Origin of the sequence: Herminiimonas sp. NPDC097707, from assembly GCF_044761395.1 — a bacterium.
GTDB lineage: Bacteria > Pseudomonadota > Gammaproteobacteria > Burkholderiales > Burkholderiaceae_D > Oxalicibacterium.
The window spans coordinates 1,427,970-1,451,999 of the sequence record NZ_JBIWCI010000001.1; the positions used below are offsets into that span (position 1 = coordinate 1,427,970).

General features: G+C 54.1%; 25 protein-coding genes. 7 read left to right on the forward strand and 18 right to left on the reverse strand.

Going from position 1 to position 24,030, the window contains the following annotated elements; genetic code table 11:
* Positions 1-621 precede the first annotated feature (621 nt).
* From ACIQW9_RS06865 to rpsF, 7 genes are all read right to left on the reverse strand, one after another.
* Positions 622-1,629, reverse strand: a complete 1,008-nt coding sequence (locus tag ACIQW9_RS06865) for an anion permease (RefSeq protein ID WP_402334596.1) — start codon at positions 1,627-1,629, stop codon at positions 622-624.
* A gap of 129 nt (positions 1,630-1,758) precedes the next feature.
* The gene (locus tag ACIQW9_RS06870) at positions 1,759-2,385 is read right to left on the reverse strand and encodes a DUF47 domain-containing protein (protein WP_011871566.1); all 627 of its coding nucleotides are present in this window, start codon (positions 2,383-2,385) and stop codon (positions 1,759-1,761) included.
* A gap of 111 nt (positions 2,386-2,496) precedes the next feature.
* Positions 2,497-3,882, reverse strand: a complete 1,386-nt coding sequence (locus ACIQW9_RS06875) for a replicative DNA helicase (RefSeq protein WP_011871567.1) — start codon at positions 3,880-3,882, stop codon at positions 2,497-2,499.
* Positions 3,883-3,993: 111 nt separating this feature from the next.
* Positions 3,994-4,446, reverse strand: coding sequence for a 50S ribosomal protein L9 (gene rplI, locus ACIQW9_RS06880; protein ID WP_011871568.1), 453 nt, complete (start codon positions 4,444-4,446; stop codon positions 3,994-3,996).
* A gap of 25 nt (positions 4,447-4,471) precedes the next feature.
* Positions 4,472-4,756, reverse strand: coding sequence for a 30S ribosomal protein S18 (gene rpsR, locus ACIQW9_RS06885; RefSeq protein WP_402334599.1), 285 nt, complete (start codon positions 4,754-4,756; stop codon positions 4,472-4,474).
* Between the two features lie 15 nt (positions 4,757-4,771).
* The gene (gene priB / locus ACIQW9_RS06890) at positions 4,772-5,065 is read right to left on the reverse strand and encodes a primosomal replication protein N (protein ID WP_011871570.1); all 294 of its coding nucleotides are present in this window, start codon (positions 5,063-5,065) and stop codon (positions 4,772-4,774) included.
* 24 nt (positions 5,066-5,089) lie between these two features.
* Complete coding sequence (gene rpsF, locus ACIQW9_RS06895; protein WP_011871571.1) at positions 5,090-5,458, reverse strand: 30S ribosomal protein S6; 369 nt, start codon at positions 5,456-5,458, stop codon at positions 5,090-5,092.
* 249 nt (positions 5,459-5,707) lie between these two features.
* Between rpsF and lexA the strand changes: the two genes are divergently transcribed.
* Positions 5,708-6,367 carry a transcriptional repressor LexA gene (lexA, locus tag ACIQW9_RS06900; RefSeq protein ID WP_402334603.1) on the forward strand — a complete coding sequence of 220 codons (660 nt, stop codon included), beginning with the start codon at positions 5,708-5,710 and terminating at the stop codon, positions 6,365-6,367.
* A gap of 28 nt (positions 6,368-6,395) precedes the next feature.
* Here lexA and ACIQW9_RS06905 read toward each other — a convergent pair whose 3' ends face one another.
* A complete protein-coding gene (locus tag ACIQW9_RS06905) occupies positions 6,396-7,163 on the reverse strand; it encodes an RNA methyltransferase (protein WP_402334605.1) in 768 nt (255 codons plus the stop codon).
* Positions 7,164-7,301: 138 nt separating this feature from the next.
* Between ACIQW9_RS06905 and ACIQW9_RS06910 the strand changes: the two genes are divergently transcribed.
* The 4 genes from ACIQW9_RS06910 (at position 7,302) to ACIQW9_RS06925 (ending at position 13,420) form a co-directional block, all read left to right on the forward strand.
* Positions 7,302-8,087, forward strand: a complete 786-nt coding sequence (locus tag ACIQW9_RS06910; protein ID WP_402337936.1) for an inositol monophosphatase family protein — start codon at positions 7,302-7,304, stop codon at positions 8,085-8,087.
* 178 nt (positions 8,088-8,265) lie between these two features.
* Positions 8,266-9,618, forward strand: a complete 1,353-nt coding sequence (locus ACIQW9_RS06915; protein WP_402334608.1) for a DEAD/DEAH box helicase — start codon at positions 8,266-8,268, stop codon at positions 9,616-9,618.
* Positions 9,619-9,803: 185 nt separating this feature from the next.
* Positions 9,804-12,473 (forward strand): DNA mismatch repair protein MutS, encoded by a 2,670-nt coding sequence (mutS, locus tag ACIQW9_RS06920; RefSeq protein WP_402334610.1) that lies wholly within the window; start codon positions 9,804-9,806, stop codon positions 12,471-12,473.
* Positions 12,470-13,420, forward strand: a complete 951-nt coding sequence (locus ACIQW9_RS06925) for a hypothetical protein (RefSeq protein ID WP_402334613.1) — start codon at positions 12,470-12,472, stop codon at positions 13,418-13,420. The genes mutS and ACIQW9_RS06925 overlap by 4 nt, the downstream gene beginning before the upstream one ends.
* Before the next feature lie 116 nt (positions 13,421-13,536).
* Here ACIQW9_RS06925 and ACIQW9_RS06930 read toward each other — a convergent pair whose 3' ends face one another.
* Positions 13,537-14,082 (reverse strand): peptidylprolyl isomerase, encoded by a 546-nt coding sequence (locus tag ACIQW9_RS06930; RefSeq protein WP_402334615.1) that lies wholly within the window; start codon positions 14,080-14,082, stop codon positions 13,537-13,539.
* A 104-nt stretch (positions 14,083-14,186) separates the two neighbouring features.
* On the opposite strand from ACIQW9_RS06930, the gene ACIQW9_RS06935 reads away from it, so the two are divergent.
* Both ACIQW9_RS06935 and ACIQW9_RS06940 read left to right on the forward strand, forming a co-directional pair.
* Positions 14,187-15,308 carry a JmjC domain-containing protein gene (locus ACIQW9_RS06935; RefSeq protein WP_402334617.1) on the forward strand — a complete coding sequence of 374 codons (1,122 nt, stop codon included), beginning with the start codon at positions 14,187-14,189 and terminating at the stop codon, positions 15,306-15,308.
* Positions 15,309-15,668: 360 nt separating this feature from the next.
* Positions 15,669-15,839: a hypothetical protein gene (locus tag ACIQW9_RS06940; RefSeq protein ID WP_402334620.1), complete on the forward strand. Its 171-nt coding sequence runs from the start codon at positions 15,669-15,671 to the stop codon at positions 15,837-15,839.
* Between the two features lie 59 nt (positions 15,840-15,898).
* On the opposite strand, the gene ACIQW9_RS06945 is transcribed toward ACIQW9_RS06940, so the two are convergent.
* From ACIQW9_RS06945 to ACIQW9_RS06985, 9 genes are all read right to left on the reverse strand, one after another.
* On the reverse strand, positions 15,899-16,678 hold the full coding sequence (locus tag ACIQW9_RS06945; protein WP_402334623.1) for an MBL fold metallo-hydrolase: 780 nt from the start codon (positions 16,676-16,678) through the stop codon (positions 15,899-15,901).
* Positions 16,679-16,713: 35 nt separating this feature from the next.
* Positions 16,714-17,862: an outer membrane protein assembly factor BamC gene (gene bamC / locus ACIQW9_RS06950; RefSeq protein ID WP_011871582.1), complete on the reverse strand. Its 1,149-nt coding sequence runs from the start codon at positions 17,860-17,862 to the stop codon at positions 16,714-16,716.
* A gap of 82 nt (positions 17,863-17,944) precedes the next feature.
* Entirely contained in the window at positions 17,945-18,823 is an 879-nt protein-coding gene (gene dapA / locus ACIQW9_RS06955; protein WP_402334626.1) for a 4-hydroxy-tetrahydrodipicolinate synthase, read from the reverse strand.
* Positions 18,824-18,905: 82 nt separating this feature from the next.
* A complete protein-coding gene (locus ACIQW9_RS06960) occupies positions 18,906-19,457 on the reverse strand; it encodes a class I SAM-dependent methyltransferase (protein WP_402337939.1) in 552 nt (183 codons plus the stop codon).
* Positions 19,458-19,495: 38 nt separating this feature from the next.
* Entirely contained in the window at positions 19,496-20,698 is a 1,203-nt protein-coding gene (locus tag ACIQW9_RS06965; RefSeq protein WP_402334629.1) for a tryptophan--tRNA ligase, read from the reverse strand.
* A gap of 3 nt (positions 20,699-20,701) precedes the next feature.
* The gene (locus ACIQW9_RS06970; protein WP_402334632.1) at positions 20,702-21,358 is read right to left on the reverse strand and encodes a site-2 protease family protein; all 657 of its coding nucleotides are present in this window, start codon (positions 21,356-21,358) and stop codon (positions 20,702-20,704) included.
* A 140-nt stretch (positions 21,359-21,498) separates the two neighbouring features.
* Entirely contained in the window at positions 21,499-22,122 is a 624-nt protein-coding gene (locus tag ACIQW9_RS06975) for an L-threonylcarbamoyladenylate synthase (protein ID WP_402334634.1), read from the reverse strand.
* 69 nt (positions 22,123-22,191) lie between these two features.
* Positions 22,192-23,064, reverse strand: coding sequence for a protease HtpX (gene htpX, locus ACIQW9_RS06980; protein ID WP_402334637.1), 873 nt, complete (start codon positions 23,062-23,064; stop codon positions 22,192-22,194).
* Between the two features lie 134 nt (positions 23,065-23,198).
* Entirely contained in the window at positions 23,199-24,029 is an 831-nt protein-coding gene (locus tag ACIQW9_RS06985; protein WP_402334640.1) for a 3',5'-nucleoside bisphosphate phosphatase, read from the reverse strand.
* Between the last annotated feature and the right edge of the window lies 1 nt (position 24,030).

The window sequence follows — 24,030 nt, forward strand, 5'->3', positions numbered from 1 at the left end:
TATTTCTTAGATCACGCTTGGTATGCCGGGGGCGGCCCGGCAGCCGCTCACTTTTCTTGCTTCGCCAAGAAAAGTAAGCAAAAGAAGGCGACCGCAGGAGCCGTTGCCCGCTAAAGCGGGTACCCAAGTCAAGCAATCGCCAGCCGGGAGCACAAACAAACTCGCCTACGGCTCAGACAAGTTTGTGCTCTTTATCCGTCTAACGATCACTTGACTTGGCAACGTCAGATGCGGGCAAGTCAAAAGCAACAGCTTTGCTGTTTCACGTTATGTGCGTTGCTTCTGTAAATCAGAGAGGCTATGGTTGTTATCCGCTTTGACGCAGCCGTTTGTGCGGGGCAGAAAATGGATAAAGAAGTGAACGTTGTCTGAGCCGAAGGCGAGTTCCGTTCGCTTCCCATTTTTTGCCCCGCACAGACGGGAACCCCGCAGGGGCTGCGGCTCCGCGGTCGCCTTTCTTTACTTACTTTCTTTGGCGAAGCAAAGAAAGTAAGTGGCCGCCGGGCCACACCCGGCAAACCAAGATTGATCAAAGAAAACCAAACATCAATACAACAAATTCCGGACCAAAACGACAATAAAAAAGCCGCATAAAGCGGCTTTTTTATTAAACGGAAATGATTACAAAATCATCGTCCCCAACCACCACGCAATCGCCGCCATAAAGGCAGCCGCAGGAATCGTGAATATCCACGCCCAAACGATATTGCCTGCGACACCCCAGCGCACTGCCGACATCTTCCGCGATGCACCGACACCAACGATCGCGCCAGTAATGGTATGCGTGGTCGAAACCGGCACACCCAACGCAGTTGCCAGGAATAAGGTAATCGCACCGCCGGTTTCAGCACAGAAACCACCGACCGGTTTCAGCTTGGTGATTTTCTGCCCCATCGTTTTGACGATACGCCAGCCGCCGAACAAGGTCCCCAGACTGATCGCGGTGTAGCAACTGATAATGACCCACCATGGCAGCGGATCGGCTGCGGTCGATACACCCGCCGCGATCAGCAACATCCAGATAATCCCCATGGTTTTCTGCGCATCGTTACCGCCATGACCCAGGCTGTACATTGCGGCAGAAAACAATTGCAGTCTTCTAAACCAGCGATCCACATTGCGCGGCGTCGATCTGACGAACAACCACGATACCAGCACCATCATCAAGGAACCGAACAGGAAACCGAGCAATGGCGACAGCACGATAAAGGCGATGATTTTAATCAAGCCGGAGGAAATCAATGCATCGGTACCAGCCTTGGCCACTGCTGCACCGACCAGACCACCGATCAATGCATGCGACGAGGAGGACGGCAAGCCGAAATACCAGGTCACCACATTCCAGACTATCGCACCGACCAATGCGCCAAATACAACGTAGTGATCAATCACAATGGGATCAATTGTTCCTGTGCCGATCGTCATCGCCACTTTGAGGTGAAACACACCAATCGCAATGAAGTTGAAAGCTGCTGCCATCATCACGGCGGTTTGCGGCTTCAATACACCGGTTGATACCACCGTCGCAATTGCGTTTGCCGCGTCATGAAAGCCATTCATGAAATCGAATACCAAAGCCAATATGATCAAAAAGGCCAGGACATAAAGGCTCATGTGGAGAGTTTGCATGGATATTTATTCTTTGTTCTATCTGCGTATGTCGCTGACAAATACACCAGCAACCGAGAAACTTACAAGACATCCTTGCGCGTCATTTATAAAACAACGGCAAGGCACGCCAACGTTACGCTCAATGAATCAAGCGTTCTCGACGATGATGCCTTCGATGATATTGGCGACGTCTTCACAACGATCAGTGACGGTTTCCAGCAATTCATAGATCGCTTTGAGCTTGATCAGATTGCGCACATCCGGTTCTTCGCGGAACAGTTTGGACATCGCAGCGCGCATCACGTGATCGGCGTCCGACTCCAGGCGATCGATTTCTTCACAGATGGCCAGAATTTCGCGCGAGTTATCCATGTTGTGCAACAAGCCAACCGCAGCCTTGACCTTTTCGGTGCAGGCCAGGCACAGTTCGGCCAAACGCTTGGCTTCCGGCGTGATGGCTTTGATGTCATACAAGGAGATTGTTTGCGCCGCATCTTCGAGCAGATCGAGGATGTCGTCCATCCGTGTAATCAACTGATGGATATCGTCGCGATCGAGAGGGGTAATGAAGGTTTTATGCAGCGCATCCAGTGTCGCATGCGTTACCTTGTCGGCCTGCTTTTCGATACCTTCAATCGCATGCACGCGGATTTCCAGATCGTCGAAATTGGTCATCAACGCGACCATCTCCTTGGCACCCTTGACGCAAAATTCTGCATGCTCGTTGAAGAGATCGAAAAATTTGCCTTCTTTCGGCAGGAGTCGTCCAAACATAATTGCTCTCTTTGAATATTAAAATATTGAAATGCGACGATGTTCGCTCAAGGCCTTGCCGGCCGGGCGAAATGAAATGATTACAGTTGAGGTCATATCGGTCATATTGAATTAGTCGCCCTGATACAAGGCAGCCGAACCGGTATAGTTTTCAAACTTCGTGTATTGACCCAGGAAGGTCAGGCGCACGCTGCCGATAGGACCGTTACGCTGTTTGCCGATAATGATTTCCGCCGTGCCTTTGTCAGGCGAATCCGGGTTGTAAACCTCGTCGCGATAGATGAACAGAATCACGTCGGCATCCTGCTCGATCGCGCCGGATTCGCGCAAATCTGACATCACCGGACGCTTGTTCGGACGCTGTTCCAGCGAGCGGTTCAACTGTGACAGTGCAATCACCGGACAATTGAGCTCCTTCGCCAAACCTTTCAGGTTACGCGAAATTTCTGAGATTTCCGTTGCCCGGTTTTCACCGGAAGAGTTGGCAGACATCAGTTGCAGGTAATCGATGATGATCAAGCCGAGCTTGCCGCACTGACGCGACAGGCGCCGCGAGCGGGCGCGCAATTCGATCGAATTCAATGCCGGCGTTTCATCGATGTACAACTGCGCATCGTTCATCTTTTGAATCGCATGCGTCAGACGCGGCCAGTCTTCATCGGCCAATTTACCCGTACGCAAGCGATGCTGATCCAGTCGTCCGACCGAGCCCAGCATACGCATTGCCAATTGTGTACCGCCCATCTCCATCGAGAAGACTGCAACCGGCAAGCCGCTTTCGATTGCGACGGTTTCACCAATATTGATCGAGAATGCGGTTTTACCCATCGAAGGACGACCGGCGACGATGATCAGGTCGCCCGGCTGCAGGCCGGACGTCATGCGGTCCAGATCGGCAAAGCCTGTCGGTACACCGGTGATATCGCTGGTGCTGTCGCGGTTGTACAGTTCGTCGATACGCTCAACGACTTGCGTCAACAGCGGTTGAATTTCCTGGAAACCCTGGGCGCCACGCGACCCCTCTTCCGCAATCGCAAAGATCTTGGACTCGGCCTCATCCAGCATCTGCTTGACTTCCTTGCCTTGCGGATTGAAAGCCTGGCCGGAAATTTCATCCGAGACGGTGATCAGCTTGCGCAGAATGCCACGGTCGCGCACGATTTCAGCATAGCGGCGAATATTGGCGGCAGACGGCGTGTTTTGCGCCAGTGCATTCAGATAGGAGACGCCGCCTACTTCTTCTGCCTTGCCGCTATTGGTCAAGGCCTCGAATACCGTAATCACGTCGGCGGGGCGGGAACCATTGATCAGTCTGACGATGTGCTGAAAAATGATGCGGTGATCGTAACGGTAAAAATCGTCCTGATGGACGAAGTCTGCAATACGGTCCCATGCCGCATTGTCCAGCAACAAGCCGCCGAGGACGGATTGCTCGGCTTCTATCGAATGCGGGGGAACGCGAAGGGAATCTACTTGCGGATCGGCACGGTTGTTCATGGCGCGAATTATACCTGCTAGAGGTGTGCGCTTTCAGAAAATGGGCAATAAAAAAGCCGGGAAAACCCGGCTTTTTCTAGGCAACGAGTGCCAGACATGCTTTAAATAAACTTAAGCGTGTTCGCCAACGATGGTGATCGTGACTTCAATGACAACGTCAGTGTGCAATGCAACAGCAACGGTGTGGTCGCCGGTTACTTTCAACGGGCCGGTTGGCATGCGAACTTGTGCTTTTTCAACAGCAAAACCTTGCTTGGTCAACGCTACGGCGATATCGGCGTTGGTAACGGAACCGAACAAACGGCCATCCACACCCGATTTTTGCGAAATTTGAACGGTTTGGCCGGTCAGTTTTTCACCTTGCGCTTGCGATGCAGCCAGTTTTTCCGCTGCGATTTTTTCCAGTTCTGCGCGCTTGACTTCAAATTCAGCAACGGCAGCGGTCGTCGCACGACGAGCTTTACGTTGTGGAATCAGGAAGTTACGTGCGTAACCGTCTTTTACTTTAACGATTTCACCAAGATTGCCGAGATTAACGACTTTTTCTAACAGAATGACTTGCATGTTTTTCTCCTATTTCAGTCGTTAATTATGCGTTGTGCAGATCGGTGTACGGCAACAGCGCGAGGAAACGTGCGCGCTTGATTGCTGTATCGACTTGACGTTGATAAATCGCTTTGGTGCCGGTCAGACGTGCTGGCATGATTTTGCCGTTTTCCTGAACGAAGTCTTTCAGTGTGTCCACGTCTTTGTAGTCAACTTGTTCTACGTGTGCAGCGGTGAAGCGGCAGAATTTTTTACGCTTGAACAAAGGATTTTGTTGTTTGCGTTTTTCTTTCATTTTGCTTTTGTCGAATTTTTTACCGAATGCCATTTTGGGCTCCTGTATCTAAATGTGGGTCTCGAAATCTGTGAGATGGAAAACAAGGCTTTTGCTGTTACGGCTCTTGCGTGCCAGGAAACCTGTGAACTGAAATGTTCCGCCTAACTCGGCTTGATTGAATCTGCCTGAAATTTCTCCCGCGGCAATCGCGGCAATCTCAAACTCGATCAATCGTGGAACACCTGCTTCGATTTGTTGCGAACTGTGCAGCAAAACTGCTGACACTATCGGGACGCCTGCCGGGGTATAGCGCAGTATTTCACGCTCGGCGATGGTGGCTACAAACTGAAGCTGATTCACTCTCCTGATACGTCGTTGCAGTAATTAGGCAGCAGGTGCCTCGGTGCGATGGCTCTTGGCAGCATCTTCCTTCTGCACAGCCTTCATCATTGGCGATGGCGCGGTTTCAGCCTTCTTCATTTTCACGGTCAGATGACGCAGAACGGCATCGTTGAATTTGAAGCCGGTTTCGATTTCTGTCAGCGTTTCGCCGTCACATTCGATGTTCAGGCAGACGTAATGGGCTTTAGCCAGTTTCTGGATCAGGTACGCCATTTGACGGCGGCCCCAGTCTTCCACGCGATGAACAACACCACCGCGTGCGGTGACGATGCCTTTGTAGCGTTCGATCATTGCAGGCACTTGCTCGCTTTGATCCGGATGGACGATAAATACGATTTCATAATGACGCATGTAAGCTCCTTTTGGACGGATTGAAGATTGCCCACCCCGGCGTCAAGACGAGTGTGGGAAGAGGAAAACCGGTAATCATACGCGCAGAGGGCAGAAAACTCAACGCTTTCAGGTATTTATCGCAATTTTCCACGCTGACCTTGTAGATAAATCGGCAAATGGCTTGCGTTTAAGCATGCACTGTATAAAAATACAGACTGTTTATATAAACAGCTCACAGCAAGGCATCACTCACGCAAGGCGCATGCAATGATCAAACTGACAGCCCGCCAGGAACAAATCCTGAACCTGATTCGCGACGCCATAGAAAACACCGGCTTTCCACCCACACGCGCAGAAATCGCCACCGAACTCGGCTTTCGTTCTGCCAACGCTGCAGAAGAACATTTGCAGGCCCTGGCACGCAAAGGCGCAATTGAAATTTCGCCCGGCACTTCGCGCGGCATACGTCTGCGCGACATGGGCGGCACAAGATCGGACAGAAGCGGCTCGCAACTATCGCTGCCGCATCCCGCACTGATGCAATTGAGCCTGCCCCTGGTCGGACGCGTGGCGGCCGGTTCGCCGATTCTGGCGCAGGAGCATATCGAAGCCACGTATAACGTCGACAAATCGCTGTTTTCCGCCAAACCCGACTTTCTGCTGAAAGTACGCGGCATGTCGATGCGCGACGCCGGCATTCTGGATGGTGATTTGCTGGCGGTGAAAAAAATCGACAGCGCCAAGAACGGTCAGATCGTGGTGGCACGTCTGGGCGATGACGTCACCGTCAAGCGTTACAAGAAGACTGGCTCTTTGATTGAACTATTACCGGAAAATCCTGACTTCCAAGCTATCCGCGTCGATCTTGAGCACGATGATTTTGCGCTGGAAGGCCTGGCCGTCGGCTTGATGCGCACCTGGAATTGAACAGCGGGACAGTTCCTTACTTCAATTCTTATTTGGCGTTCTTCTGCTTCGCCAAAATTTGCCTGGCAATCCCGCGCAAAATATTGACCTCCTCCGTTTCGAGCTGCGTACGGGAAAACAGGCGTTTCAGGCGCGGCATCAGCTTCTTCGGATTGTCGGCATCGAGAAAATCTATCGCCACCAAGGCCTGTTCGAGGTGCGCGTACATGCCCTCGATTTGCGCCATACCCGCTGCTTCTCCCTGAAAACCAATATTGCTGGCTGCCGACGGCGCATCGACTATGGCCGCCATGCGCGCCTCATACGCCAGCACTTGCACCGCCTGCGCGAGATTCAGCGATGAATAATCCGGGTTGGCCGGAATGTTGATCAGCACATTGCACTTTTCCACAATCTCGTTCGGCAAGCCGAAACGTTCATTGCCGAATATCACGGCCGCCTGCAAGCCAGTCTCGTCGGCCAGACGCGTCGCCAGTTCTCGTGGCGTAATGACAGGTGGCGAAAATTCGCGCAAGCGTGCAGTCACCGCTGCGGCATAGTTGCAATCCGCCAGCGCCTCTTCAATCGAGCCGACTATCCGTGCCGACGACAGAATATCCTGTGCCCCGCTGGCAAAAGCAATTGCTTCTTCCTGCATCGCTGCATCGGGAAAGCGCGGATTGACCAGTACCAGTTCGGAAAAACCCATGTTTTTAACGGCGCGCGCTGCCGCACCGATATTGCCTGGACGGCTGGTTTCGACCAGCACAAAGCGCAGGCGATTGAAAAGAGACATGTCGGTTTGTGGCAGGTTCATTTAAAATAGCGACATTGCGCGGTAGGAATCATGTCGAAATGGCAGCTCCATACCGCATCGCTCATTAATTTCAATTTAGGTGGATAGCTCTCGCTCACGCGACAGCGTCGCCATTTTAACGGAATCTCTATGCATCCCATGCTTAATACGGCGATCAAGGCTGCTCGCCGTGGCGCTGCCATCATCAATCGCGCATCCTTCGATCTCGATCGCGTTAAAGTCACGGAAAAAAATCCGAATGATTTTGTCACCGAAGTCGATCAGGCTGCCGAACAGGCGATCATCGAGGTTCTGAAAACCGCTTATCCGGATCACGCCATTCTGGCCGAAGAATCCGGCGCGTCCGCCAATCTGCACGATGATAACGACAATGTCTGGATCATCGATCCGCTCGACGGCACCACCAACTTCATTCACGGCTTTCCGCAATACTGCGTCTCGATCGCCTTGCAGCAACGCGGCCAGATCACGCAAGCCGTCGTCTACGACCCGACTCGCAACGATTTGTTTACCGCCACCAAAGGTGCCGGCGCCTATTTAAACGAGAAACGCATACGCGTCACCAAACGCGACAAGATCGCCGATGCATTGATCAGCACCGGCTTCCCGTGCCGCGCCACCGACAACATCGATGAATATCAGAAAATGTTCAAGATCATGACGCAAAACTGCGCCGGCCTGCGCAGCCCGGGTTCCGCTGCACTCGACCTGGCTTATGTTGCTTGCGGACGAATCGACGGTTTCTTTCAAAAAGGTTTGCTGCCATGGGATATGGCAGCCGGCTCGCTGCTGATCACCGAATCCGGCGGCATCATGGGCACCTTTGAAGGTGAGTCCGACTACCTGTACAAGGGTGATGTACTGGCCGGCACACCGAAAGTATTCGCACAAATGGTGTCACTGCTGAGCCCGTTCGCAAAATAATCGAGCCATCCCGCTAGCCGGCAACTATTCCCCGGCTAGCAGCCCGCTGCTGTTATACTCGCCCCACGCGGCATATCTCCAGTCACCTTGCCGCTGTCTCTTGACGTCACCCCCAATCCGTTTGCCTGCGACTGGCGCCCTCTGCGGCGACAGGCCGATAATTTTCTATTGAGTTTTCATGTCCTTTACTGACCTCGGCCTCGCCGATGGAATTGTGCGCGCCGTCACCGAACACGGTTACACCATCCCTACCCCGATTCAAGCACAGGCGATCCCGGCCGTACTGGCCGGCGGCGATCTGCTGGCCGGTGCACAAACCGGCACTGGAAAAACTGCCGGTTTTACCCTGCCGATTTTGCACCGTCTTGCCACCAGCGGCACACCGCATGCATCGGCTTCCGCACAACGCCCTATCCGCGCCCTGGTGTTGACACCTACCCGCGAACTGGCGGCACAAGTTGAAGAAAGCGTGCGCACTTACAGCAAGTATTTGAATCTGAACTCCGCTGTTATCTTCGGTGGCGTCGGCATCAATCCGCAAATCAAGTTGCTGAAGCACGGCGTCGATATTCTGGTCGCCACGCCCGGCCGTTTGCTGGACCATATGCAGCAAGGCACCGTCAACCTGAGCAAGGTGGAAATCCTGGTTCTCGACGAAGCCGACCGCATGCTCGACATGGGTTTTATCAAGGACATTCGTCGCGTACTCGCCGTACTGCCGAAGAATCGCCAGAATCTGTTGTTCTCGGCCACCTTCTCCAATGAGATCAAGGCACTGGCCGATGGCTTGCTGAATTCGCCTGCCATGATTGAAGTTGCACGTCGCAATTCCACCGTTGAAGTCATCGAACAGAAAATCCATCCTGTGGATCGCGACAAAAAACATCCTATGCTCGCGCATCTGATCAAGACCAATAACTGGTCGCAAGTGCTGGTCTTCACTCGCACCAAGCACGGCGCCAACAAACTGGTCGAACAACTGGAAAAAGACGGCATCAGCGGCATGGCAATCCACGGCAACAAGAGTCAGTCCGCACGCACGCGTGCGCTGAGCGAATTCAAGGATGGCAGCCTGCAGGTATTGGTCGCCACCGATATCGCCGCCCGCGGTATCGACATCGATCAACTGCCGCACGTCGTCAACTACGACTTACCGAATGTGCCGGAAGATTACGTGCATCGCATCGGTCGTACCGGCCGCGCCGGTGCCACCGGTGAAGCAGTATCGCTGGTATGCGTCGATGAACTGGACATGCTGAAAGACATCGAAAAACTGATCAAGCGCAAATTGCCGTCGGAAGTGATCGTCGGTTTTGAACCGGATCTGAATGCCAAACCACAACCGATCCAGCGCCGCAGCAACGACGCACCGGGCCGCAGACCGCAACAAGGACGTGGCAATGCACCGGCCAAATCCGCCAAGGCACCTGGCGCCAAGCCAAGCGGCCCCAATGGTCAGGCGCGCAGCTTCGGCGGCAATGCCAATGCACGTCCGGCTGCGCCGCACCGCTCGGGCGGCCGCGGCCGATAAACTGCAGCGGCTGCGTCTCCATGGCGCAGCCGCTGCAGGATAGGCATGCAAGGTTTTACATCGCAGCACCCAACAAAATCGATCTCGTCGAATACAATGGCATCTTTGTTTTTGCCTGGCATATTTCAAGCTATACCGGCTGAAATACCCAGGCAAAATCACTGAAAGAAACTTTGGAATCCACTATGTCGTCGGCAAGCACAAACGCAAGTCCTCCCTCAGCGAACGAAAAGCATACTCCGATGATGCAGCAATACCTGCGCATCAAGGCGGAGCATCCGGAAACGCTACTGTTTTACCGGATGGGCGATTTCTATGAAGTGTTTTTCGAGGATGCGGAAAAGGCTTCACGCCTGCTCGGCATCACGCTGACGCAACGCGGCTCCTCGAACGGCAATCCGATCAAGATGGCCGGCGTGCCTTTTCACGCCGTCGATCAATACCTGTCCAAACTGGTCAAGCTGGGCGAATCGATTGCGCTATGCGAACAGATAGGCGATCCGGCTACCAGCAAGGGGCCGGTGGAACGCAAGGTCTTGCGCGTGATTACACCGGGCACATTGAGCGATTCCGATCTGCTGCCGGAAAAATCCGAACAGCCGCTGCTCGCGCTGTACAGCACGACGCAGCGCAAGACGATCACCATCGGTCTGGCCTGGTTATCGATGGCGAGCGGTGCATTGAAGCTGATGGAATTTACCACCGACATTCAGAATGCCGCTACGCGTCTGAAGCATGAACTGGAACGCATTGCACCGGCCGAGGTTCTATTGCCGGGCAGCATAGACGGCCCGGATTCCGATTATGCGTTGGCAAAAAATACGACCGTACCGGACTGGCATTTCGATATAGCACACGGCAGCAAGGCCTTGCATGAACAACTCAAGGTGTCCACCCTCACCGGCTTCGGTGCGGAGCACCTGAGTGCCGCCATTGGCGCTGCCGGTGCCTTGCTGCGTTATGCGCAAGCCACGCAGGGCAAAGGCCTGCAACATGTCCGCGCGCTCACGGTGGAAACCGAAAACGAATTCATCGGCCTCGATGCCGCCACCCGCCGCAATCTGGAGTTGACCGAAACCATACGTGGCCAAGACAACAATTCCGCGACGCTGTTTTCGCTGCTGGATCACTGCCGCACGGCGATGGGTTCGCGCCTGCTGCGGCACTGGCTGCATCATGCGCGACGCGATCAGGCAGTAGCTCGTGCGCGCCATGCCGCGATCAATGCCCTGATGCGCACCGATGCCTGCACCGGCCTTGCCTCCACGCTGGCATCGGTACCGGATGTCGAACGCATTGCCACTCGCATCGCGCTGCAATCGGCGCGTCCGCGCGATCTGGCCGGCATGCGCGGCGGCTTGCAGCAACTGCCCTCATTGCGCGCCTACGTTTCCATGTGCAATCAGGATGCCGATGCACCACTGCTGAAAACCATACACGATGCGCTCGCCACGCCGAGCGAATGCCTGGATCTTGTGGAACGCGCGATTGCGCTGGAGCCGGCAGCCATGGTGCGCGACGGCGGCGTGATTGCGCGCGGTTTCGATGCAGAACTGGATGAGTTGCGTGGGCTGTCGGAAAACGCCGGGCAATTCCTGGTCGATCTGGAAACGCGCGAACGTACGCGTACCGGCATCAATAATCTGCGCGTCGAATACAACAAGGTGCACGGTTTCTATATCGAGGTCACACACGGCCAGACCGACAAGGTGCCGGACGATTATCGCCGTCGCCAGACATTGAAAAATGCCGAACGCTACATCACGCCGGAATTGAAAGCCTTTGAAGACAAGGCCCTGTCGGCGCAGGAGCGTGCGCTGGCGCGGGAAAAATATCTGTACGATCAGGTGCTGCAGCAGATGGCGCAACATATCGGCACACTGCAAAACATTGCCCATGCGCTGGCACAGCTCGATACGCTGGTCGCACTTGCCGAACACGCATTGCGACACAACTGGTGCGCACCGCAATTGATTGCCGAACCGACGATTGCAATAGAACAGGGGCGCCATCCGGTGGTCGAGAACCACATCGAGCGCTTTATCGCCAACGACTGCCTGCTCAACAATGAGTCACGTCTGCTATTGATCACCGGTCCCAATATGGGTGGTAAATCGACCTATATGCGGCAGGTCGCGCTCATCACCCTGCTGGCCTATGTCGGCAGTTTTGTGCCGGCCACCAGCGCCACCATAGGCCCGATCGATCGCATCTTCACACGCATAGGTGCAGCCGACGATCTGGCTGGCGGCCGCTCGACCTTCATGGTCGAGATGACGGAATCGGCGGCCATCCTCAACGGCGCGACGGAAAACTCACTGGTGTTAATGGATGAAGTCGGGCGTGGCACTTCCACCTTTGACGGTCTGGCGCTGGCCTGGGCCATCGCCAGGCATTTGATCGACAGCACCAGAAGCTTTACCTTGTTCGCCACCCATTATTTTGAACTGACGCAGTTGCCGGAGGTCCATCCTTCTGCAGCCAACGTGCATTTGTCGGCAGTGGAACACAAGGACAGCATCGTGTTTCTGCACGCCGTACAGGCCGGTCCTGCATCGCAAAGTTATGGCCTGCAGGTTGCGCAACTGGCAGGCGTACCGCAAGCAGTGATCCGGGCCGCACGCAAACATCTGGCCACGCTGGAAGCGAATTCGATGCAGGCTACGCCGCAGTTCGATCTGTTTGCCGACCCCGATCACCTGCTCCCGACCTCCGATGTGGAAACTGCAATGGAGCAGCCATCCGCGCTGGACGAAGCGCTGGCGGACATCAATCCGGACGCGCTATCGCCGCGCGACGCGCTGGATGCACTTTACAGACTCAAGGAGCTGAGCAATCAGCACAGGGAAAAATGAAAGCATTCGTTTTCCGTTGCGTAACATGCCTCGTGTTGCTGCAAGCGCCATGGGCGCATGGCACGCCGGCAAGTCCGTTCAGCTTCGGTGTCATTGCAAAACAGCTCAAGGCAGCGAACGGCGAAGCCACGGTACGCAATGCGATTGCCGAAAGCGATGCCGACAATCTGGCATTCGTCGTCGCCAACGGCATCAAGGCAGTCGATGAGCCATGCACCGATACCGTATACAAGAATCGCCGCACCTTGCTGAATAGCGCAAAGAACGGCTTGGTCGTTTCCATCACCGCCAGCGATTGGGCGCAATGCGTCAACGCGAAGAATCGTTCCATTGCGACCGACCGCATCAGCCGTTTGCGCGATCTGTTCTTCGCAGATGAATTTTCTCTGGGTGACAGCAAGATTCCCCTGATTCGTCAATCGTCGATGCCGCAATTCCGCATGTATGCAGAGAATATGCGCTGGCGCATCAATGACGTGATGTTTGCGACCATTAACCTTCCATCCAACAATAATAATTATTTGAATGCAGCTGGCCGCAACAGTGAATTTGAAGACCGGCAGATTGCCAATACAGATTGGCTGAAACGGCTTTTCCTGACGGCAAAAATCGGCAAGCTGGATGGCATCGTGCTGTTTTGCGATGGCAATCCGTTTGTGCCGGCAGAACACACATCGTTTTTCTCGTCGGACAACAAACGTGAGGGTTATGCCAATATCCGGCGTCAAATCATGGCGTTTGCCGCAAAATTTCCAGGCCGCATTCTGATCGTTCACAGCGATCAGAATGCGCATCAGGTATCTGCCCCCAGAAACATCGACTGGCACGGCAATATAGGCACCTTCCGCGCCGACACGCCATGGCGCAAAATTTCGGTCGACTCCGCACTGCCGCAACTATTCACCGCCATCAACCCTGCATTGTCGGTGCAGACTGTGCATCGATAGGAGCGGCAAGAAATTCGCATGTTCCTGAAATACCGGCAATAAAAAAGGATGCGTTAAACGCATCCTTTTTTATTGCCGGTCGCTGTGCCTGCACAGCGACCCCGTACAGCCAGTTATCAATGTACCGGATGCGTGCGGAAATGATCGCCCTCTTCGCCTTCATCATCGTCAGATCCATGATGATGGCCATGCGCACCGTGTACATGACCATGTGCGATTTCTTCTTCCGTCGCTGCGCGTACGTCGGTCACTTTCAATGCAAAGCGCAAGGCCATGCCGGCCAGTGGATGATTACCATCCAGCACCACTTTATCATCGGCGATATCGGTGACGGTGAAAATCAGCGGCTGCTCATCTTCATCTTCGGTTTCCGGCGAACCTTCAAACTGCATGCCTACTTCCAGCGGTGTCGGAAGACGACCGCGTGGCTCGATCTTGACCAGGTCGGGATCGTAATCGCCGAAGGCATCATGCGGCTCGACCTGAATGGTGTCTTCAAAACCGACTTCCTTGCCGTCCAGCGCTTCTTCAATCTTTGGCAGCGTGTTTTCATAGCCGCCATGCAGATAGACCATGGGGTCACGGCTTTCTTCAATCAAATCGCCTTGAGCGTCCGACAATTTGTAATCCACGGTCACGACCGTATCTTTGGCAATCTTCATGATGATCCTTTCATTTTATGTAGCCGCCATTATACCCGCCGGAATATTCCATGAATACGCCGCATTCACTCTGTACAGACTAGTCGACAATATATAATGACGCCATGAAAAAACTGACTCTTTTAGGCGGCATCACCGCCGCAGAATTTTTGCGCGATTATTGGCACAAGAAACCCTTGCTGATTCGCCAGGCCATTCCTGCCTTTCAAGCCTTGCTGTCACGCGAAGAACTGTTTGATCTGATCAAGAGCGATGAAGTGGAATCGCGCCTGATTACACAGCATAAAAATCAATGGAAGATGGACAGTGGCCCTTTTGAGCAAGTTCCGCCACTCAAGCAGAAAAACTGGACCTTGCTGGTGCAAGGCGTCAATCTGCACGACGATGCAGTGGATGCATTGATGCGGCAGTTTGATTTTGTGCCGGATGCACGTCTCGACGATCTGATGATCAGCTATGCGACCGAAACCGGCGGCGTCGGTGCACACTTCGATTCCTACGACGTCTTTCTATTGCAGGCGCACGGCCATAGACGCTGGCGCATCAGCGCGCAAACCGATCTGACATTGGTCGATGGGATGCCGTTGAAGATCCTGAAGAATTTTCAAGCCGAGCAGGAATTCATCCTCGCACCCGGCGATATGCTCTACCTGCCGCCGCAGTACGCGCATGAAGGCGTCGCCATGGATGAGTGCATGACCTACTCGATAGGCTTCCGCGCACCGTCCTATCAGGAATTGGGTGAAGCATTCCTGGAGTCGATGATCGACTCGATCGATTTGCCCGGACGTTATGCCGACCCTGAGTTGAAAGTACCCAAGCAGCGGGCGGAAATCAGCCGCGCGATGCTGACACGCGTTACGTCTGAACTGAACAAAGTGAGTTTCACGCCGGAGGATATTGCGCTTTTTCTGGGCGAGCATTTATCCGAACCCAAGGCGCACATCTATTTCGATGCGCCTGAACCGATATTGACAGCCGCCCGCTTTGCACAAAAAGCCAAGAAAAATGGCGTCCGGCTTTCCCGCAAAACGCAAATGCTGCATCACAACAATTACATCTTTATTAATGGCACCTCATTCGAGGTGGGTCCGGAAGATTTAACCATTCTGCAGGTTTTGGCCAATGAACGTTCCTTGTCTGCCGCGTTGCTTGCAAGGGCATCGCCAGACGTAATCGAGGCCCTGCACACCTGGCATCAGGATGGCTGGCTCACTTTACAATAGCGGCAAAAGAGCGAAATTGACGGAAGTATCCGGCGCGGCATGATGCGTGCATGATTTTTTGATCTTTGCCATAAAGCATCATGCAAACCTTATACTTACCAAAATGTAAAACTGTTGTGCCATAAGCAAAAAGAAGCGCTATAATTATCGGTTAGGAAGGTTTCGTTTCATCGCACCGCAGCATTATGGTTCGAAATACGTACGAAGCACCCTATAGAGCGATAATTACCGGTAATTATTCATCGCAAATTAATATCAACCCTGACTATTATTGAAAGATAATCATGACAAAATCCCTGCTGATCGCATCCCTGTTGGCTATCGCTTTGACCGCTTGCAGCAAAAAAGAAGAAGCTCCAGTTGCACCAGCTGCTGAAGTTGCTGCACCAGCTGCTCCTGCTGCTGAAGCCGCTCCTGCTGCTGAAGCCGCTCCTGCTGCACCAGCTGCTGAAGCTGCACCTGCTGCACCTGCTGCTGAGCCAGCACCAGCTGCAAAATAATCCAGTTTCCTGGATGAAAAAGCCGACCTGATGGTCGGCTTTTTTTATGTCTTTTTCAAATACATCATGCAACACAAGCACAGTCCCATCTTAACGATCCGCAACTTCCAGCCAAGCAAAGCCCTCTTCCTGGCATGCGATCATCACCTCGATATGCTCTGTTACTACGTCGGTTAAGGCGGCCCTTGCAAGCTCGGGCGTATTGTTTTTAAGACTCAGGTGCGCACCGACTACGCGTTTGAGTCGAGATTTATCCAGCCCACTCAAAATTTCACCAGCCATCTGATTCGATAAATGCCCGTAGTCTCCGCCGATACGCTGCTTCAGCGATGGTGGATAAGCGGAATTCCGCAGCATCTGAATATCGTGATTGCATTCAAGCATCAAGGCATCACAAGCTGCCAGTGCTTCAATCAAATGTGCAGTCGCATGACCGGCATCCGTTAATACGCCCAGTCGCAACGCACCATCGCTCGCCACATACTGCACCGGCTCACGCGCATCATGCGGCACCGTATAAGGCGACAGCTCCAGATCACCGATTGCAAAAGCAGCACCATCTCGACATATATGGATTTCCACGTCGTCACAACGATCTCGTGTCGCCTGATAAGTACCAAAGGTAAGCCAGACCGGTAAACGATGACGCCGTGCGAACTTGAATACGCCGCCTACATGGTCTTGATGTTCGTGAGTAACGATGATGCCGGCCAGATCGGCTGGCAATAATTGCAGTCGTTCGAGGCGACGTTCGGTTTCCCGAATGCCGAAGCCGCAATCCAGCATGACGGTAGTGCGTGTCGTGCTGGATTGGGTAGAAATGAGTAAGGCGTTTCCTTCACTGCCACTGCCAAGGCTGGCAAATTTCAAGCGCAAACCTCGTCAGTCGCATCCATACAAAAATATTATTTCAATTGCTCATTCAACAAAGTGAGAATCTTTTCACCGGTTTTGGAAACTTCCGGCTTGCCTTCATTATTCAACACGGAAATCCTGCTCGAATCGGCAGTGCCCTTGACGGACACGCGATACTTGGCAGCCGCCTTGTCTTTCTCAGCCTTGGAGCCGAAGGTGAACAGATTTCCGAAGAAGCCTTTTTTCTCGGTCGTTTTTGCATCATCGCCCTGATCGACGTAACGCACGAAATACAGACCTTGTGTACGGTCACGATCTTCGACGGTAAAGCCGACACGATCCAGTGCCAGGCCGACACGACGCCATGCACGATCGAAGCTTTCTTCTACCTGCACATAGTTGCCGGCAGTATTCTTGACCAGTTTTGCACGCGACGATTGCGCTACGACATTCGCAACAGCCGCTTTGGCACGCGTGCCCTCGACGCCAAGCTGCACCATCAGGCGCGACAGGAATTCGGCTTCCAGATCCGGATCGGAAGGGCGTGCAGTCCAGACTGTGGTTTCCTTGTCCGTACCGGTCAGCACTTCTTCAGCGCCACGATGGCTGACATAAATTTCGGTTGCACCATCGCCGCGACGTTCCAGGCGGGTACGAAATTTGTCCCGCTCACCGGTTGAATACAGCGAATCGAAAATCTTGCCGAGTGAATTGCGTATGAAATCCTGCGGAATCTTGGCGCGGTTTTCTGCCCAGTCGGTTTCCATCACACCGGATTGCGGTGCCTCGAGATTGATCAGGAAACCGTTGTCCTGCCAGAAGTCCTTGATCTGCGGCCACAGCGCCTCAGGCGTCTGATTGACGACCAGCCAGCGCTGCGAACCGTCGCGCTCTACGCGCACATCGGACAAGGCTTTGGGAGCAACCGTCGCAGCCTGTTCAGCCGGACGCGCTCCCTGCTGCGCGTTGTACGCAGATGCAGTTGCCGTACCGCGATTCGCGTCCGGCAGTGTATAGCGATTTTCGCGTTGCAGTTGTGTGAGATCGGGCGGGATTTCCAGCGTAGGCGTCTTTTTTACCTCGCTTTTGTAATCGATACGACTCGGTTCCAGCATTGAACTGATGGAGCTGCATCCAGCCAGGCTGGTGAGCGCGAGCACGTAAATCATTCCACGTTTTGCGAAGCTGCTTTGAGCCATGTAAGAAATCTTCCGAGTAATATTGTGAATACTTAAAAAGTCTGTTTAGCGGCCAGTGTCAGGGCTTCCGTTAAATCGGGGCTTATTGTAATACACCCGATTCACGCATCGCCGCCCGCACGATATCGTGGTATTCCGCTGCCAGCGGCACGATAGGTAGGCGCATGCCGGATGGAATCAGGCCGATTTCTGCCATCGCCCATTTCAAAGGCACCGGATTCGGTTCAATGAACAACTTGTTATGCAAAGGGACAAGCTTGTTGTTGATGGCGATCGCTTCGGCTACGCGCTGATTGATCGCCGCATCGCATAATTGATGCATGCCGCGTGGCGCGATATTCGCAGTCACGGAAATATTGCCGTTTGCACCGCACAGCATCAAGGCCATTGCAGTAGCATCGTCGCCGGAATAGACGGCAAAATCTTTTGGTCGCAAACGCATCAGGTCAATGCCGCGGCTGATGTTGCCGGTCGCATCCTTGACGCCAATGACGCCTGGGATCTGCGCCAGACGCAGGATGGTTTCATTCGACATATCGGCCACGGTACGGCCCGGCACATTGTAAAGAATCGCCGGCAGATCGACTGCCTCAACGATTTTCTTGAAATGCTGATACATGCCTTCTTGCGTCGGGCGATTGTAATAAGGGACGACCTGCAGCGATGCATCCGCGCCGACATCCTTGGCAAACTGGGTCAGTTCGATCGCTTCCGATGTGGAGTTGCCGCCGGTGCCGGCGATAATCGGAATGCGCTTGGCCGTATGTTCGACCGCGACGCGGACCAGCTCGCAATGCTCATCAACCGAAACGGTCGGCGATTCGCCTGTGGTACCGACGATCACGATACCGTCGGTGCCTTCTGCGATATGCCAATCAATCAATTTACGCAGTCCCGGTAAATCGAGTGCGCCGTCAGCGTGCATGGGAGTAACGATTGCGACTATGCTGCCCTGAATCATAATAGTGTGAACGAAAAATTGGAGATTATTAGATTGTAGCGGATCGTCCGCTTGTATGGTGCAGTCTTGCTGTGAATGAATATCAAATTAAACGAAGATTTTCCGGCGCCGGTCTGAGCCGACTCTTGATGACACATATTCTTTGCACCATGGCTGGCTTCGGATCGTTGACATAGCCATCTTCATAGGCGATTACCTGCAAATCGTGTTCGCGAGCGATTTCGAGCAATTCACCGTGTCGCAGCAGGAAATCCGGATTCGACGGCTTGCCAAACTGCTCATTGCCCAACGCAAAGGTTTCGTAAATCAGGATGCCGTTCAGCGCCAGACTGCCGATCAAGGCCGCCCACAGAGGTCTATGCAGGTAGTTCACCACGACGATGCCGGCGAAACGCTCATCGGCAAACGGCCAGTCCTGTCCGGGATTATCGGCTTCCAGATCCGCCTGCTGGGTCTGGATGCCGGCACCTGCGGCCAGCGCCAGCGACTCTGCATTACGGTCTACTGCCAGTACGGAATATCCCTGTCCCGCCAGCAAACGGCTGTGGCGCCCCGCGCCACATGCCAGATCCAGCACTTCGCCAGGCGGGATCAGATGTGCGAAACGCGCTACCCATGCAGACGCTCGCTCCATGCCTGCATGTACCGCTTCGCTGGAGCCGGGCAAGGCCGTCACTTGTAACCCAGACCCATTGCATCGCGCACTTCACGCATGGTTTCCTGCGCCAGCGCACGTGCCTTGTCGCGCCCATCGGCAACGATGGCGCGCACCAGCGACGGATCGTCGATATATTTCTGCGCGCGTTCACGCATCGGCTCCTGCTCTTTCAGCACGCCGTCGATCACCGGCTGCTTGCATTCGAGACAGCCGATGCCGGCGGAAGTGCAACCTTTGACTACCCACTCCTTGGTCGGCGCATCGGAATACACCAGATGCAACTGCCACACCGGGCACTTCTCCGGATCGCCCGGATCGGTACGGCGCACACGCGCCGGATCGGTCGGCATCGTGCGGATTTTCTTCGTCAGGCTCTCTTTGTCTTCGCGCAAGGTAATCGAATTGCCATAGCTCTTGGACATCTTCTGACCATCCAGTCCCGGCATGCGAGAGGATTCGGTCAGCCGTGCCTGCGGTTCGAGCAAAATCTGTTTGCGCGTACCGGCCAGATAGCCGAACAAGCGTTCACGATCAGTTTCGCTGATGCTTTGCACGCTATCCAATAGGGTTTTCGCCCAGCCTAAAGCCTCGGCATTGCCCTGCTCCTGATACGTCGTACGCAATTCCTTGTATTGCTTGGCTTGCTTGCCACTCAGCTTTTGCAAGGTCGCGGCGACTTTTTCTTCAAAGCCTTTTTCCTTGCCGTACAAGTGATTAAAGCGACGCGCGATCTCGCGCATCATTTCGATGTGCGGAATCTGATCGGCGCCCACCGGTACCTGCGTAGCGCGATAGATCAGCACATCGGCGGCCTGCAGCAATGGGTAACCGAGGAAACCGTAAGTCGCCAGATCGCGTTCCGACAGTTTTTCCTGTTGATCCTTGTAAGTCGGCACACGCTCCAGCCAGCCCAGCGGCGTGATCATCGACAGCAGCAAATGCAGTTCCGCATGCTCGATGACTTGCGACTGAATGAACAGACTCGATTTGGCAGGGTCGATGCCGGCAGCCAGCCAGTCGATCAACATCTCCCATGTGCTGCTCTCGATAATGCTCGGATCGTCGTAATGCGTCGTCAAGGCATGCCAGTCGGCGACAAAAAAAAGACAAGGCACTTCGGATTGCAATTTGATCCAGTTTTTCAGTGCACCGTGATAGTGGCCGAGGTGCATCGCGCCCGTAGGACGCATACCGGAAACAACGCGATCAATAGACATAGTTCAGTTCAATAAAAAAGTAAGAGGGGAAACCAGTAATACCAAACCGGTTTTTGCAATCGTCATCACCGGCACCATCCAGTAATGCAGCACCTTCAAAAACATTAGTGCCAGCACAATGAAAAAGCCGTACGGTTCCAGCTGTGCAAATTTGTAGGCGTATTTATGCGGCAGCAGGCTGGTCATGATACGCCCGCCGTCCAGCGGAGGAACCGGGAACAGATTGAAGGCGAAAATAACCAGATTGGTCAGAACACCGGCTTGCGCCATGCGCATGAAAAATTCTTCACCTGTGTTGACGGCATGCAGAAGAATCCCGAATATCAGCCACCCCAATGCCATCACAAGGTTCGCCGCCGGCCCTGCCAGTGCAACAAAGGCCATTTGTTTTTTCGGATTACGCAGATTGCCGAAATTGACCGGCACCGGTTTCGCATAGCCGAACAGGAAGGGACTGCCGACAAAATACAGCACGATAGGAATCAGCAAGGTGCCGATCGGATCGATATGCTTGATCGGATTCAGACTCATGCGCCCTTGCGCATACGCCGTCGTGTCGCCGAAATATTTTGCCGCATACGCATGCGCGGCTTCGTGCAGCGTAATAGCCAGCACAATCGGCAACGCATAAACGGCAAAGGTTTGAATAAGATCGTTCATAGGCAGGATTTTATCAGAGGGAGTGCTGCAGTTTGCTGCAGGGAAAGCAATCGGAGATCCTGCTTGCTGCAGAAACGGCTGCAAGCAGGAAGAAATCGGCGTGAACCGGCCGCATGAGCCGGCATTGATCGATCAATCGTTTACAGACCGAATGGTGCAGCATCGCCGCGTCCCTGCCGCTGCAGCACAGGCTCGGGGCCGGTCAGATCGATCACTGTCGTCGGTATAAAACTGCAGGCACCGCCATCAATGATCAGATCAACGACTTTGCTCAGGCGATCGCGCACGTCATCGGGATCGGTCAGCGGCTCGTCTTCACCCGGCAGAATCAGGGTAGTGCCGAGCAAAGGCTGCGCCAGTTCTTCCAGCACTGCATGCACAATACGATTTTCCGGTACGCGCAAACCTATCGTCTTGCGCGATGGATGGCTCAGACGACGCGGCACTTCCTTCGTCGCTTCCAGAATAAAGGTATAGGCGCCCGGCGTTGCGGCTTTCAGCAGGCGGTATTGCTGATTATCGACCTTCGCATACTGAGCAATCTCGCTCAAGTCGCGGCACAACAAAGTCAGATGATGCTTGTCGTCGACATTGCGTATACGTCGCAAACGCGCCACCGCATCCTTGTCGTCAAGTTGACAGACCAGCGCATAACAGGAGTCCGTCGGCAATGCGACTATGCCGCCGCCTTTGATGACCTCCACGGCCTGACTGATCAGGCGCGCCTGCGGATTGTCCGGGTGTATCTGAAAAAATTGGCTCATAGAGAATAAGAATGGCGGCAACCATCAGATCACCGCCGTATGCCTTTCTGATTAGGGGCGAATGCCGCTTTATTGCATGCTGCGCAGTGCGGCGATCCGTTGCTCGATAGGCGGATGGCTGGAGAACAAGGCGGCAAAACCGGGCTTGTCATTGATCCCCATTGACGCCATGCCTTCCGGCAGACTGTTCGGCGCTATGCCACCCAGACGCGCCAGCGCCTTCATCATCGGTTGCGGGCTGCCGAGCAATTTGGCCGCACCGGCATCAGCGCGGAATTCGCGGTGACGCGAGAACCATGCAACGATTACCGAAGCCGCAATACCGAACACGATCTGCGACACGATCACTGTGACCGTATAACCGATACCCTGGCCGCTATTATTGTCCTTGGAAATAGCACGATCAACAAAGTAACCAACCACGCGCGACAGGAACACGACAAAGGTATTCACCACGCCTTGCACCAGCGTCATCGTCACCATGTCGCCGTTGGCGACGTGGGCTACTTCATGCGCCAGCACGGCTTCCACTTCTTCCTTCGTCATGCTTTGCAACAAACCGGTCGATACTGCCACCAGGGCAGAATTCTTGAATGCGCCAGTGGCAAATGCATTCGGCTCGCCATCGTAGACCGCAACTTCCGGCATCGCGATACCGGCGCGGTCAGACAATTTGCGCACGGAATCGATCAGCCACAACTCGGTACTCGACGAAGGCGCCGTAATAACGCGCGCACCAGTCGACCATTTCGCCATGGGCTTGCTGATCAACAGCGAGATAATGGAGCCGGTAAAACCGACGACCAGCGAGAACACCAGCAGCATGGGCAGGTTCAAGCCGGCTTGTGAAATAAAGCGATCTACGCCTAGCAACGACAATACGATAGACATCACCGCAATGACGGCAATGTTCGTTGCAACGAAGAGGAAAATTCGTTTCATTCAATAGTCTCCAGAGGAATTAATCGCGATTGGTAAATAAGGCCATAGGAGCAAATTTCAAGAGGGCAAGAATAATGCAAGATCAGTATCAGCGCTTGCATTTTGGCTGCCGAAACAGCCCAAGCTGCTGAAAATTACCAGTCGTGCCAGACAGGCGTCACGCCGTGCGGCAATGGCGGCAACTTGCCCAGATCGATGCGCGATTCGCCAGGCCCGTGAAAATCGGAGCCGCGCGACGCCAGAAAGCCGTAAGTCTTTGCTACTTTTGCGTAATAGTCGTATTGATCGACAGTATGGCTGCCGGTCGTCACTTCAATGCCGGCGCCACCGAGATCCTTGAACTCCTGGAACAGGGCATCGAATGCAAGATCGCTGAACTTGTAGCGTCCCGGATGCGCAATCACTGCAATACCGCCGGCGCCGCGTATCCATTCCACCGCATTCTGCAAGGTCGCCCAGCGATGCGGGACAAAGCCGGGCTTGCCTTCGCCCAGATAGTCGGCAAAGACGTCGTGCAAATCCTTGCTCAAGCCCAATTCGATAATGTAGCGGGCGAAATGCGTACGGGAAATCAGGTCGGGATTACCGACAAACTTGAGCGCACCTTCAAATGCATCCGGAATGCCCGCCGCTGCCAACTGCGCGGAAATTTCACGCGCACGTTGTTCACGACCGCCGCGTGTGGCTGCAAGGCCCTGCACCAGCGCGGAATTCTTTTCGTCAATCTGCAGGCCGACGATATGCACGGTTTGCGCGGCCCAGGTAATGGAAATTTCCACCCCTGGCACAAAAGGCAGATCCAGCGCTGTCGCAGCGACACGCGCTTCTGCAATGCCGCTCACTTCATCATGATCCGTCATCGCCCATACATCCACGCCATGTGCCTTCGCGCGCGCAGCCAAATCCGCCGGCGTCAAGGTTCCGTCGGAAAAATTGGAGTGCGAATGAAGATCAGCGTTGAGCATG

Bases quoted from the DNA above. Each gene is read 5' to 3' on its own strand.
- ACIQW9_RS06865 (WP_402334596.1), bottom strand. From the start codon at position 1,629: ATGCAAACTCTCCACATGAGCCTTTATGTCCTGGCCTTTTTGATCATA.
- mutS (WP_402334610.1), top strand. From the start codon at position 9,804: ATGTCGTCGGCAAGCACAAACGCAAGTCCTCCCTCAGCGAACGAAAAG.
- ACIQW9_RS06875 (WP_011871567.1), bottom strand. From the start codon at position 3,882: ATGAACAACCGTGCCGATCCGCAAGTAGATTCCCTTCGCGTTCCCCCG.
- ACIQW9_RS06960 (WP_402337939.1), bottom strand. From the start codon at position 19,457: ATGGAGCGAGCGTCTGCATGGGTAGCGCGTTTCGCACATCTGATCCCG.
- bamC (WP_011871582.1), bottom strand. From the start codon at position 17,862: ATGGCTCAAAGCAGCTTCGCAAAACGTGGAATGATTTACGTGCTCGCG.
- ACIQW9_RS06925 (WP_402334613.1), top strand. From the start codon at position 12,470: ATGAAAGCATTCGTTTTCCGTTGCGTAACATGCCTCGTGTTGCTGCAA.
- ACIQW9_RS06910 (WP_402337936.1), top strand. From the start codon at position 7,302: ATGCTTAATACGGCGATCAAGGCTGCTCGCCGTGGCGCTGCCATCATC.
- dapA (WP_402334626.1), bottom strand. From the start codon at position 18,823: ATGATTCAGGGCAGCATAGTCGCAATCGTTACTCCCATGCACGCTGAC.
- htpX (WP_402334637.1), bottom strand. From the start codon at position 23,064: ATGAAACGAATTTTCCTCTTCGTTGCAACGAACATTGCCGTCATTGCG.
- ACIQW9_RS06930 (WP_402334615.1), bottom strand. From the start codon at position 14,082: ATGAAGATTGCCAAAGATACGGTCGTGACCGTGGATTACAAATTGTCG.
- ACIQW9_RS06905 (WP_402334605.1), bottom strand. From the start codon at position 7,163: ATGAACCTGCCACAAACCGACATGTCTCTTTTCAATCGCCTGCGCTTT.
- ACIQW9_RS06970 (WP_402334632.1), bottom strand. From the start codon at position 21,358: ATGAACGATCTTATTCAAACCTTTGCCGTTTATGCGTTGCCGATTGTG.
- ACIQW9_RS06985 (WP_402334640.1), bottom strand. From the start codon at position 24,029: ATGCTCAACGCTGATCTTCATTCGCACTCCAATTTTTCCGACGGAACC.
- lexA (WP_402334603.1), top strand. From the start codon at position 5,708: ATGATCAAACTGACAGCCCGCCAGGAACAAATCCTGAACCTGATTCGC.
- ACIQW9_RS06935 (WP_402334617.1), top strand. From the start codon at position 14,187: ATGAAAAAACTGACTCTTTTAGGCGGCATCACCGCCGCAGAATTTTTG.
- ACIQW9_RS06915 (WP_402334608.1), top strand. From the start codon at position 8,266: ATGTCCTTTACTGACCTCGGCCTCGCCGATGGAATTGTGCGCGCCGTC.
- rpsF (WP_011871571.1), bottom strand. From the start codon at position 5,458: ATGCGTCATTATGAAATCGTATTTATCGTCCATCCGGATCAAAGCGAG.
- ACIQW9_RS06965 (WP_402334629.1), bottom strand. From the start codon at position 20,698: ATGTCTATTGATCGCGTTGTTTCCGGTATGCGTCCTACGGGCGCGATG.
- rplI (WP_011871568.1), bottom strand. From the start codon at position 4,446: ATGCAAGTCATTCTGTTAGAAAAAGTCGTTAATCTCGGCAATCTTGGT.
- rpsR (WP_402334599.1), bottom strand. From the start codon at position 4,756: ATGGCATTCGGTAAAAAATTCGACAAAAGCAAAATGAAAGAAAAACGC.
- ACIQW9_RS06870 (WP_011871566.1), bottom strand. From the start codon at position 2,385: ATGTTTGGACGACTCCTGCCGAAAGAAGGCAAATTTTTCGATCTCTTC.
- ACIQW9_RS06975 (WP_402334634.1), bottom strand. From the start codon at position 22,122: ATGAGCCAATTTTTTCAGATACACCCGGACAATCCGCAGGCGCGCCTG.